Genomic DNA, 11410 nt, shown 5'->3' with positions numbered 1-11410 from the left:
AGTGACGGATGGAGAAGCTTCGTTGCACGAGCCATCCTTTCTAGTTGTTCATTTTTCTCTTAGATGATTCGGCCTCTTTGTAACATTATTCCTTTAGGTTGAAGTGAAATGAGGCGAATCATGATGAAAAAAGGCAGACTATGGATGGGGCTAGGATTACTTGTTTTAGGAGCTATACTCATTGCCGTGCCATTATCTTATGATTGGTATACTTCAAAACAAAATGCAGAACTTGTACAAGCAATGGATTTATTGAAAACAGATGGATTAAATAATGAAACGGCGCCTGACATAAACTTTTCGAAAGAAGAATTAAAAAGTATTTATGAATTAGAAATTCCGTCGATCCATTTAAAGGAGTTTGTATTACCATCAACCACGGAAGAGAACTTAGCAATTAGTTTAACTCAGATTGTTGAAGATCAAGATCCAAATACAGATAATATATCAATAGCTGGCCATCGGGGGTATCGCGGAGACCGACATTTCCGTAACCTTCCAGATGTCAAAAAAGGTGCTGAAATCATTTTAACAACAGACAATGATCGTTATTCTTACAAAGTAACAGAAATTAAGACCGTCGAAGAAGATGCAGTGGAAGTATTGGAGAATAACGGAGCTGAGATAACCCTATTGACATGTACATTATCTGGTGATAAAAGGGTTGTGGTAAAAGGTAAATTGAGTTGAAAATCTGCTGGAAATTGGATGAGCGTAAAAATGTAGCCCCACAAATGTGAGGGCTTTTAATTTACTATACTTACACAAAACTCACTACTACTTGCTGACGTATAATAAACGTAAGGCTATGGTTCTCAAAAGTGACTTTAAAAAGACCCCACCTAGACTTGATTAAGGGTCTTTGAGAAGCGTTGTTCGATGATGACAATTGTTCATACTTAAACTCTAGAAGCATAGACGATAGGATTGGTTAGCTGTTTCCAGATGGAAAGTAGTATGTCTTCATCATCATGAAGGAGGCAATGAACAAGAAACCCTATAATAACAACATCAATAAAGTATAACCATTCTACATCCACTTGAAATACCTTCTGAAAATCCTTAGAAACAGAATTTTCTTCGATAATTTGTTTGCGCATCTCCTGAAATTGTCTTCGATAGCTTTCATCTTGATAGGATTTGGAGATCCACAAAAACATAATCGCATGTTCAGGTGATTTTTCCGTAGACATTTTAATTAAATAGCGCCCAAACGAAAGGATATTTTCTTTAAAAGGTTTATCTGGATTGTAAGAAAAATCAATTAAACTATGTTCTAAGGCATATAAAAATGTTTCCTTCATTAAATCGTCTATGTTAGAAAAATAGTAATAAAATGAGCCTTTACTACTTTCCGCCTTTTTTATTACTTTGTTAATCGTAAGCCTTTCCAGTCCATTCTCCATAATCAAATCAATGGTAGCTTGGATAAGACTCTGTTTTGTTTTATGAGACATTGTTGCTCTCCTTATACGTTCATATTTTCAAAATAAGTTTGTAAATCAGTATTTCCATAGGTATCAGCAATAACATCGTGTGTCATTACATAAAAGAAAAACTGCAATAATTCATATTGTCTTTTATTACTAATTCTTAGAAATGGGAAGATACTTTTCACAAGCCACAGTGGAACGCTTGTAATTTTACTGTTTGGGTTAGCGGCCATTATAGATAGTTCAGCCATTTGACGATATGTATAAACATGAGGACCTCCTACATCGAGTGATATTTCTTCTTTAGAAAAGGATGCTACACAATATTCCGCAAGATCAGCCCCATGTATGGGATTCATTTTATTTTCTCCTTTGCCAAACAAGAATACCCTTCCTTTTTGGGCCATAGTGAAAAGCTCCGTCATATCAGAAAAATAACCCGTTGGATTGATGATGATATGTGGAACATAGCTTCTGTTTAATTTGTCTACAAATAGCTGTTTTGCTTTAATTAATGCAGAAGGACAATTTTCAGTCGCGTGCGCATTTATATACATAAACCGTTGTACCTTACTGTGCTCTGCTTCTTTCAGCAAATGCAGATTCCCCTGATAATCTACATCCATGAACGTTAAATGACCTTTTTGTCTTGTAATACCTACTGAGGAAAAAACGTAATCAATATCTGCGCAAATACCTTGAATGGTTTCTGCCTTGGAAACATCCCCCACAGCAATATCATCAATGAATTCATAGATAACTGGGGAAGAGAAAGCCCCCTCTTGCTTTAACTTTGCTGGTGATCGGACCAATACCTTTACATAATATCCCGCCTGTTTAAGTTCCTTTACAACATATCGCCCTAGGTAACCTGTTGCCCCAGCTACTAATACGCGTTTCATCTTCATCTCACTCCAGTAATATAATTTAGCTTACTTTCATTTTAGACCGATCGGTCTAAAATTACAATAAAAAGGTACCGTCATTTCGAAAATTTTATACGCTTAGCAAATTTCGACATTATGAAAGCCAAATTCTTGTACGTTAAGGAATTTGGCTTGTTATTGGTTTAAGTTTTATTTAAGGGTCTAAGAGAATTAGCTAGTAATCTATTAGCATCAAACCTATATTCTCCAAGAAAATTAATACGCTCCCATCCCAGATGGTGATATATGGCGGTACCCCGCAAAGAAAGCAAGATTTGAGGTTGTTGGTGAGTACCAAATTATCGGGGTAAATTTATCGTATGAAAGAAATATGTAAGAATGAAGAAAGAAAAACGACATGTATTACTTTTACAATAGAAATTGAATCAGTTGCAAGATTTAAATCAGAAAGGAGTAATAATAATATGAGATTTTTAGAGATAATACTTGTCGTTGTTAATTTTGGATTATTGTATTGGGTGTTTATAAGGAGGAAAAAAGCCTCCACAAACATAGTATCTCTTTGGCCTTTGGCCGTGGGATATTTTATGGTAATTGTACAGATGGTTGCAGAGGGCGTAAGCTGGCGAATGATTCCGGCTTATTTAACACCTGTTTTGTTAACGGCGTATCTGTATGTCAAACGAAAGAATATAAAACCCAGAAAGTGGTATGTATTGACTATTCAAACTGTACTACTCACTGTTTATCTAGCAATCACAATCATTCCACCTATTGTCATGCCTGTATTCTCATTTGAGAAACCAACAGGAAATCACTCGGTAGGAACAGTATCCTATCATTGGACGGACAAAAAACGCAAAGAAACGTTTGGGATAGATCCGGAAGCTAAGCGCGAGTTGATGGTACAAGTTTGGTATCCAGCAAACGAAGAGAGCGAGAAGAGGACTAATCAATATATGAGAGATGTGCCGGAAAAAGAGGAGGGAATGGCGCAACTAATGGGGCTACCTGATTTTATGATGAGCCATTTAGGTCTTGTCCGTGTGCATTCGTTTTCTGAGGGTATTTTGTCTGATAGGCAGGAACGTTATCCTGTGCTAATTTTCTCGCACGGTAATGCCGGCAACCGTAATCAGAATACATTTCAAATTGAAGAACTAGCAAGTCGTGGATATATTGTCGTTGGCATTGATCATACTTATAATGCGGGAGCAACGGTTTTTCCAGATGGTAGAACAATGAAATACTCGACTAAAGATGAATAGAACACTCTTGCTGAGTTCGATGAGAGGATGTCCATTTGGTCAGAAGATGTTACTTTCGTACTTGATCAGCTTGAAGAGTTGGATAAGGGCGGAGAGGACGATCAATTCAAGGGAAGGCTTGATCTCGAGAAAATTGGCATGTTCGGGCATTCCTATGGAGGTGCCACGGCGTATCGAATGCTATTGCAAGATGATCGCGTAAAAGCTGCCATAAATATGGACGGATCACTGTTTGGAGGACCAGTTCCTGAGAAGAGTGTTCAAAAGCCACTTTTCTTGATGTACTCCGCGTCCTCACTAGATGTGGATCGATTCGAGGCAGATCTGGATGAAATTACTCCGGAAGAGATTTTAAAACAGACAGGAAGAAATCGTGAAGCGCTTGAGAAAGACTTTTACGACCTTATGTCAAGGTATGAAAAAGTTGTCGCAAGTGGTGCATTGTCTTTGGTCATTCCGAATTCAAACCATACTAGCTTTACTGATCTTAACTTGTACAGCCCACTGATGCGTGCAAAAGGTGAAGATACTAAGCAAATTCATCTTCTAGTTAATGAATTCACGCTTGCATTCTTCGATCAGTATTTGAGAGGAACGGATGATAATGTGTTAGAACAATTAGGGGCTAAATATCCGGAGGTTCATTTTCAAAGTAAATAAGTGATTTAATGACCGATACGGAGAATTCCCTTTCATTTACTATTTTTTTGACTTTTGATACAATTCGGGTATGAAAACACAAATATTGTTAGTAGAAGACGATAACTCTATCAGTGACATGGTTGCAAATTATCTACGTAAGGAAGGATTCGATGTTGTATGTACATACGATGGTGAGCAAGGGATACAGGCTGTCATGAGTCAACAATATGATTTGGTTCTGCTCGATCTAATGCTCCCAAAGCTAGACGGGTTGGAGTTTTTGAAGCTAGTCAGAGTATATAACACCACCCCGGTTCTAATTATATCGGCCAAAGATGATGATGTGGACAAAGTAGTAGGTCTCGAATTCGGAGCAGACGATTATATCGTTAAACCTTTCTCGTTAATCGAGCTTACGGCCAGAGTAAAGGCGATGATCCGTCGTACGACAAAATATTCACCCACTGTTGTCGAAAAAAAATCTGTGTCACGAGTATTGAAGGTTGGAGAATTAACAATTAATGTAGACGACTTCACTGTCACTAAGAATGGCCAGGACATTATGTTAACATCCAAAGAATTTCAAATTTTATATTTACTCGCCAGCAATCCGAATAAAGTATTCACAAAAGAACATATTTATCGTGCAGTATGGAACGAAGAATACTACAGCGACGAGAATAGTATTAACGTACAAATCAGCCGTCTACGAGACAAAATCGAGGATCGTTCCTCGAAACCTCAATATATTAAGACGCTGTGGGGTATCGGATATAAGCTAGGGGAATTTTGAATGACTGGTATTCTAATTGGCATTATCTTAGCTCTAATTATGTTCAACATTTCACAATACCGGTTAGCTAGGGGGCGAGACGCCCATCTCTTTTACATCCGTGACAAGCTTCGGACAATTATAGAGAAAAATCAAACCGAAAAAGTACTTCTGTTCACGAATGATCCAGCATTAAAAAAACTTCTAGTCGAACTGAACCGACTGCTTGAGAAGAAAAACGAGGAGTTCCTCAAGCATGCAAAGAAGGAAGCTGGAATCCGTAAAATGCTGGCCAATATTTCACATGATTTAAAAACGCCACTCACAGTCGTGATTGGTTTAATTGAGACAATCGTGTGCGACAAGGAGATGACGAAGGAAGCAAGGAAACAGACTCTTCTGAAAGTGCAGACCAAAACTTCGGAGATCTTGCAACTGATTAATAAGTTCTTCGACTTGGCCCGCTTGGAATCCGGGGACAAAGCTTTGCCACTAACCTATGTAAATATAAATGAAATTTGCAAAAATAATCTACTTTTTCATTATAATGATATTGAATCTGCTGGATTGGAAGCCATCATTGATATACCAGATCAACCAATGTACGCATTGGGCAACGAGGAAGCTTTGGATCGTATATTGCAAAACCTCATTTCTAATGCTGTTCGGTATGGAAAAGAGGGTCTAACCGTCGGCCTAACATTGCGCGGCGATGATTCCCATGTCTATATAGATGTGTGGGATCGTGGCAAAGGAATTGGTGAATCACACAGCGACAAAGTATTTGAGCGCATGTACACGCTCGAAGATTCCAGGAACCGACTCTATCAAGGAAGCGGACTGGGCTTAACAATAACGAAACGTCTTGTCGAACATTTACATGGCGAAATAACGCTCAAGAGTCATCCATTCGTGCGAACGACATTTACAATTCGATTAAAATCGTTAAAAGGAGAGGACTAACCATGACATACGTCGTTAGCACGAGTAGACTTAGCAAGAACCTGAGTGGGAACAACATCTTGTCCGATGTGAACCTTCACATTAAGAAAGGAGAAATCTACGGACTCTTAGGTCTGAATGGAGCTGGCAAAACATCGGTCATGAAGCTGCTTACGGGCTTATGGAAGCCAACTGAAGGAGTGATTGAACTTTTCGGAGAGAGACTTATAACTGGTGACTGCAAATCTAAGAAGCGAATAGGTAGCTTGATTGATTATCCAATATTTTATGAAAAGCTAACTGCTCGGGAAAATCTGGAGCTACACTGTGCATACATGGGTTATCACGATCACCGGTCTATCGATGAAGCACTTGCATTGGTCGGCTTAACCGTTGAAGGATCCAAAACTGTAAAAAGCTATTCACTTGGCATGAAGCAACGCCTTGGATTAGCCCGGGCAATATCGACCCGACCGGAGCTGTTACTTTTGGATGAGCCAATCAATGGTCTTGATCCGGTTGGATTGAAGAACATGCGAAACCTGATTTCCGCATTGAGTAAAGAATATGGAATGACGGTGTTTCTAACTAGCCACTTACTTCGGGAGTTAGAGCTAATCGCAAATACGATTGGTGTCATTCGTGAAGGCAAGCTTATCCGAGAAGTGGCAATGGAGAACATCCAAAGAGACTGGACGGAGTATATTGAATTGGTGACAAAGGATGTCGTGAAAGCAGTTAGCATATTGTCTAATAAGCTAGAAATGTGCAATTTTAAATTGATAAATGAATCGACAATTCGTATCTATGATTTAAGTTTACCTCAACCTGAAATTGTACGAACGCTAATTCTGAATGGAGTTGACATTGGAGAAATCAGACGCAAGAATCAAACGCTGGAAGACTATTTTTTAAATCTTCTGCAAGGCAGTGGGGATACATGATTTCGCTAATAAAGTTGGAATTAAAAAAATTCAAACTGAATGGATATTTCTTGTGTGTTATAGTGTCAAACTTGGTGATGACGGTTTTGGTCTGGATGATGATGTTACAGTGGTCAGTGGAAAACACCTACATACACCCAACCTACAACGTTGCATTTGATTTAACTCGTTCCATGGTGAATTTTACGTTCGTAATATTTGCTGCAATACTAATGGCTCGAATAATTGTCGGTGAGTACGTGAATAAGACAACTTCAGTGCTATTCACCTATCCAATTAGGAGACAGAAGCTGCTTATATCCAAGCTGGCATTAATCTCGCTTGTTACCTTTGTTATTATTATCATCTCCAATCTGTTCATTAATCTTGTCTTAATCGGGTTAAACGTCAAATATGATTTCGTCAAGGAACCTCTTACTTCCCCAATCATATCCAATCAAATGATGGAAATTCTTATTCATGCCGTTTTAAAGACGATGAGTAGCTGGATTCCACTTGTTTTGGGAATGCTTCGGAAATCACCAACGACGACAATTGTTTCTGTTTTCATTATCGAGTTTACCTCCATTTCCATGAACAACGGGCCTACATATACTGTAACTCCTGCTGTCGAAATGACGCTGGCAGTGATTGGAGCTGTGGGTGCATACTGGATGATCTACAAAGCCGAGAGAGAAGATATATTGTAATGGAGGTAGAATTCTCAGAGGATATTTACTAGTAAATTAAAGGTGAGGTACCCCTAAAAAGTTAGATTTAAAATCTAACTTTTTGAAATAGGAACCAGCTATATAAATGCTGATCCTTAGTTATTGCGCACTATATAATGTAGTTACCCACAGTGTCACACCAACACAACCTAAAAAGCTCCTCTTATGAGGGGCTTTTTTAATCAATCCATACATAAATAGTACTTTCTATTTGTAGCTTTAAATTTATATCTTGATTAATTGCTATCATGATTGATTTAATAAAGTAGCCTACACAATTTACGGCTAATTGAATACTTTATTATAGACCTGTTAAGGGTGTGACCGTCAAGTAAAATGACACAATTTCTGCTTATTAATTTGAAACACTTTACTGCCCAAATATGGTTTTTCGATGCTTCATTCGCCAACTGTCTTCATTTAAATGAATAATTTCCACTCGATGCAATATACGATCTAGAATCGCGGTTGTAATTGCCTGATCTCCTAATAATTCACCCCATTCTTTAGGACCTTTATTGGACGTTAATATAATCGATGTTTGATTGTACAGATCATTGATCAAATGAAAAAACATATTGGCTTCCTGTTTGTCCATTGCCATAAACATTAAATCGTCAATGATAACTAGATCTGCTTCTCGTATTCTCTTCATTCTCGTTTTCGATTTCCTTGTGATTTCTTCAGTCTTTAATACATGAATGAGATCACCCATCGTAGTAAAAATCACTTTATATCCTTGGTTGAGAGCCTCCATGCCCAGCCCAATCGATAGGTGGGTTTTGCCGACGCCTGGCGGCCCAAGGAAAATAATATTATATAGCTGCTCCATCCACGTTAAGTCCTTCAACTGATTTAGTTTCTTTGAACTTAATGATTTCTGTTCTTTTAAATCGTATTCTTCCAGAGTGCTGAAAAACGGGAACGTCGCCCATTTAAACCGTTTCTCTAATAGCTTTTCTTCTCTGCGCTTTTGTTCATAGGTTGCCACATCCAGGAGAAACTGAGTAAAGGATGCGTCCTTTTGCTCAGCTTCTCTTATGAGTGTAGGAAGATGGATAGCTGTTTCGGTTAGGCGGAGGGTTTTCATCAAATCTTGTAATTGATTCAGCTGACTCAATTAGACTCACCCTCCAATATTTCAGTATAGGCATTTACTGTTCTCTTTTGGGCTTCCGTATCCATGAGCCAGCCTGAAATCTTATTTATTGATGATACAGCCCGGGCGTTATCGGTTATTGTATCATCAGCTTGGCGTTGTCGTTTGATGTATGAAACGATATCGCTAAAATCTGTCGCACTATAAAGATTTCTTTTCACACATTCTTTTAGTGCTGCTGATAAGATTGCCCCATTGTTCTCCTTTGTCTGCTTTGAAATAATCTGCAGCTGATCTCTAATATACCGAGGGTAGTTTTGCCGGATGATATTGAGATAGTCGTATGCGGAATCTACCTCTTCAAACCGTTTCGCAACCGTATCCATAAATGAATGGATGCCTTTTGTCCGATCGCGCGAATGGCTTCTATCCTTCACTAATTGGCCTTTTCCTTCAGGAATAGTGTGTTTTGCAATCAATTCTCCTGTATCGGTAATATAGATGAATAGTTGTTTGTCTTCCGTTTCCTTGATACCGACGGTATCATATTTATGGAATGTTCCTAGTGGAAGAGAATACCGATTCGACAAATAACGAATTGTATTGTCCTTATGGACGCTTCTTGTTATACTATTTTCATAATTGTTTTTGATAGTTAATTTTTCTGCGACTGGTCTTAAGTGTTGCTTTTCCAAGGAGAACACTTCGACCGGTCTTTTTTTTGTTGTGTTATGGATTTTATAGTTCCCTGTTCGGTTTAGCCACTGCCAACCCTGTTCATTCCAGGAATCAATGTTGTGAAACACTCTATGTCTCGCAAAGTTATGCTTGATAAAGCCAACCACATTTTCAATTTTCCCTTTACTTTCTGGGTCAGCTTTTCTACAAACCCTAAGGTTTAAACGCCTGGTTTCCTTATAATGTTGAAACTCTTTCGTTAAGATAAGATCCCCGCCATTTTCACTGACCACGATTAAATTATCCTGATCATAAACGATTTCTCTTGGGATTCCGCCATACCACCGAAATGCATCTTCATGTGCTTCCATCACATCCTGGGTAGTGAAAGGTCTGTCTAACCATTTTTTATATTTGTATCTCGAGTTAGACAAAACAAATGCGATAAAGCTCAGCTTCACCTCTTGATTGTCAGGTGTTCTTTGTTTTGTATGACCAAAATCAACCTGCATTTGTTCTCCCATTGGCTGGTCAGGAATAGCTTCATAATTCCGCGGTAGAGTCTCTTTCTCTATTCTATATTCAGTACGTAATTCTCTAACGTAGGCACGAACCGTGCTCTCGCCAATCTCCAGTGATTCATACCTTTCCTGTAACCAATCTTGCACTTGTGCTGCTGACATATCAGGATGTTCTCTCAGCCAGGATAAAATTAACGCTTTGTAAGGATCTAACTTTTTCTCTCTCGTTTTTATACTTTCTACCCATTCAGCCATCTCCGAAGGAGACTTCTGCAGGTTGCGATACACCGTTGATCTTGATACCCCCAACTTTTCCGCCACCTTCGATTTACTAAATCCTTGCTTAATTAACTGTTGAATCTCCATATACATTTCCCACTTATCCACCTTTTCTGCGCCCTCCATTGATGTGTGTATAATCTTAAATATCATACAATGGGAGAGCTATATATTTTACTGGTATATTTGGGTAAATAAGTGTTTCTTCTAATCTAGCGGAAACTGTCTACTTTAGTTTAGCAGTCACAAAGGGTCTTTCCACATGTTATTTCCTGGCCCTTCATTTCATATGGAGGGCTCAATTTATGATATTGTTAGTGGTTATTTTTATTTAAAAATAAAACAAGCAAATGACTTAAGATAACTGCCAACTCAATTAAGGGTAACATTGAATATATTATATTAAATCGAAAATAAAGGAGGGAAATTGTATGTGGAGGCCAAAGAGAAAATTTGATAAAGATGGTAATCAAGAGTTTTTCTCTACCGCAAAAGCAGATGCAGATGCAAAAGCTAAAGCCGATGTAGATTTCGACAGTGATATTCATGTTGATAACGATAATGATAACGACAATGACTTAAAAAACAAAAACCGCAATTTCAACATTGCGAAGATCACTAAAAGTGGCAACTCTTATGTTAATGTTATTTCCGATGATGAAGACGACGATGACAGGAAACGTAAGAAATACTATTAATAAGTACTAGTGGGGTAATATAATTTATCCCACTCTTTTTCTATGAAAGTGGGGAATAAATTTGCAAAATTCATTAAAAAATGGTCGCTCAATAGACTTCAATAATGAAAGTCTATCTACAATTGGATATAGCGGTAATTCAGATGTGGATGTAGAGGTTATAGTTGATACAACTCCAATTGCATATGCAATGTTATGTACTCTTTTAGCTACAAAACAAATCTCCGACAATGAATTTAGCGCTGCAGTTAGAAAATTAGAGGATTTAACCCATAGAAACAAACATCACTCTACAAGAGAATTGAACGATTTATCACAAGTAAAATTAAATAAAAAACGGTTAAGAAGGTACAATTAGCCTTCTTTCTGTACTTAATTCACTCAATAAAATTGGATTGTCATCATTACCTGAATCAAACGTATCACTAACTTTACTAATTCATCCATCACGAACAAATATATTTTCAGGGCTGCATATAAGACGATAGGAGCCGAATATTACCTAACGTCTTATATCAGCTCTAAATCACCTATTTA

Annotated in this window: 13 protein-coding genes; 9 read left to right on the top strand and 4 right to left on the bottom strand. The window is 37.9% G+C overall.

All coding sequences use genetic code 11. The annotated features are described in order from the left end of the window. Positions 1 to 108 precede the first annotated feature (108 nt). On the top strand, positions 109 to 690 hold the full coding sequence (locus D9782_RS05930; RefSeq protein WP_121604310.1) for a class D sortase: 582 nt from the start codon (positions 109 to 111) through the stop codon (positions 688 to 690). Between the two features lie 209 nt (positions 691 to 899). On the opposite strand, the gene D9782_RS05925 is transcribed toward D9782_RS05930, so the two are convergent. Both D9782_RS05925 and D9782_RS05920 read right to left on the bottom strand, forming a co-directional pair. Beyond that, positions 900 to 1457 (bottom strand): TetR/AcrR family transcriptional regulator, encoded by a 558-nt coding sequence (locus D9782_RS05925; protein WP_026680294.1) that lies wholly within the window; start codon positions 1455 to 1457, stop codon positions 900 to 902. A gap of 11 nt (positions 1458 to 1468) precedes the next feature. After that, on the bottom strand, positions 1469 to 2335 hold the full coding sequence (locus D9782_RS05920) for an SDR family oxidoreductase (protein ID WP_162986335.1): 867 nt from the start codon (positions 2333 to 2335) through the stop codon (positions 1469 to 1471). Positions 2336 to 2907: 572 nt separating this feature from the next. Here D9782_RS05920 and D9782_RS23520 point away from each other — a divergent pair. From D9782_RS23520 to D9782_RS05895, 6 genes are all read left to right on the top strand, one after another. Then, entirely contained in the window at positions 2908 to 3588 is a 681-nt protein-coding gene (locus D9782_RS23520) for an alpha/beta hydrolase (RefSeq protein WP_240455813.1), read from the top strand. 27 nt (positions 3589 to 3615) lie between these two features. Continuing rightward, entirely contained in the window at positions 3616 to 4248 is a 633-nt protein-coding gene (locus tag D9782_RS23515) for an alpha/beta hydrolase family protein (protein ID WP_240455812.1), read from the top strand. A 70-nt stretch (positions 4249 to 4318) separates the two neighbouring features. Continuing rightward, positions 4319 to 5023: a response regulator transcription factor gene (locus tag D9782_RS05910; protein WP_121604308.1), complete on the top strand. Its 705-nt coding sequence runs from the start codon at positions 4319 to 4321 to the stop codon at positions 5021 to 5023. Next, positions 5024 to 5965 (top strand): sensor histidine kinase, encoded by a 942-nt coding sequence (locus D9782_RS05905; RefSeq protein ID WP_026680290.1) that lies wholly within the window; start codon positions 5024 to 5026, stop codon positions 5963 to 5965. A gap of 2 nt (positions 5966 to 5967) precedes the next feature. Continuing rightward, positions 5968 to 6888 carry an ATP-binding cassette domain-containing protein gene (locus D9782_RS05900; protein WP_121604307.1) on the top strand — a complete coding sequence of 307 codons (921 nt, stop codon included), beginning with the start codon at positions 5968 to 5970 and terminating at the stop codon, positions 6886 to 6888. Continuing rightward, positions 6885 to 7577 (top strand): ABC transporter permease, encoded by a 693-nt coding sequence (locus D9782_RS05895; RefSeq protein WP_121604306.1) that lies wholly within the window; start codon positions 6885 to 6887, stop codon positions 7575 to 7577. The genes D9782_RS05900 and D9782_RS05895 overlap by 4 nt, the downstream gene beginning before the upstream one ends. A 391-nt stretch (positions 7578 to 7968) precedes the next feature. On the opposite strand, the gene istB is transcribed toward D9782_RS05895, so the two are convergent. Continuing rightward, entirely contained in the window at positions 7969 to 8718 is a 750-nt protein-coding gene (gene istB, locus D9782_RS05890) for an IS21-like element helper ATPase IstB (protein WP_121604305.1), read from the bottom strand. Beyond that, complete coding sequence (istA, locus tag D9782_RS05885; protein WP_240455811.1) at positions 8715 to 10328, bottom strand: IS21 family transposase; 1614 nt, start codon at positions 10326 to 10328, stop codon at positions 8715 to 8717. The genes istB and istA overlap by 4 nt, the downstream gene beginning before the upstream one ends. A 278-nt stretch (positions 10329 to 10606) precedes the next feature. Between istA and D9782_RS05880 the strand changes: the two genes are divergently transcribed. Next, positions 10607 to 10873: a hypothetical protein gene (locus D9782_RS05880; RefSeq protein WP_205601750.1), complete on the top strand. Its 267-nt coding sequence runs from the start codon at positions 10607 to 10609 to the stop codon at positions 10871 to 10873. 61 nt (positions 10874 to 10934) lie between these two features. Beyond that, a complete protein-coding gene (locus D9782_RS05875; RefSeq protein ID WP_051388262.1) occupies positions 10935 to 11231 on the top strand; it encodes a hypothetical protein in 297 nt (98 codons plus the stop codon). The last annotated feature ends 179 nt before the right edge of the window (positions 11232 to 11410 follow it).

The sequence above is a fragment of the Virgibacillus sp. Bac332 genome, assembly GCF_003667785.1.
In the GTDB taxonomy this organism is placed as follows: Bacteria; Bacillota; Bacilli; order Bacillales; family Amphibacillaceae; genus Virgibacillus; species Virgibacillus salarius.
The sequence above is the reverse complement of the archived record's forward strand: the minus strand, read 5'-3'. Positions and strand labels throughout refer to the sequence as shown.

Coding starts and splice junctions, on each gene's coding strand:
- D9782_RS05910 (WP_121604308.1), top strand. CDS start 4,319: ATGAAAACACAAATATTGTTAGTAGAAGACGATAACTCTATCAGTGAC.
- D9782_RS05880 (WP_205601750.1), top strand. CDS start 10,607: ATGTGGAGGCCAAAGAGAAAATTTGATAAAGATGGTAATCAAGAGTTT.
- D9782_RS05920 (WP_162986335.1), bottom strand. CDS start 2,335: ATGAAACGCGTATTAGTAGCTGGGGCAACAGGTTACCTAGGGCGATAT.
- D9782_RS05930 (WP_121604310.1), top strand. CDS start 109: ATGAGGCGAATCATGATGAAAAAAGGCAGACTATGGATGGGGCTAGGA.
- istA (WP_240455811.1), bottom strand. CDS start 10,328: ATGATATTTAAGATTATACACACATCAATGGAGGGCGCAGAAAAGGTG.
- D9782_RS05900 (WP_121604307.1), top strand. CDS start 5,968: ATGACATACGTCGTTAGCACGAGTAGACTTAGCAAGAACCTGAGTGGG.
- D9782_RS05905 (WP_026680290.1), top strand. CDS start 5,024: ATGACTGGTATTCTAATTGGCATTATCTTAGCTCTAATTATGTTCAAC.
- D9782_RS05895 (WP_121604306.1), top strand. CDS start 6,885: ATGATTTCGCTAATAAAGTTGGAATTAAAAAAATTCAAACTGAATGGA.
- D9782_RS05925 (WP_026680294.1), bottom strand. CDS start 1,457: ATGTCTCATAAAACAAAACAGAGTCTTATCCAAGCTACCATTGATTTG.
- D9782_RS23520 (WP_240455813.1), top strand. CDS start 2,908: ATGGTAATTGTACAGATGGTTGCAGAGGGCGTAAGCTGGCGAATGATT.
- D9782_RS23515 (WP_240455812.1), top strand. CDS start 3,616: ATGTCCATTTGGTCAGAAGATGTTACTTTCGTACTTGATCAGCTTGAA.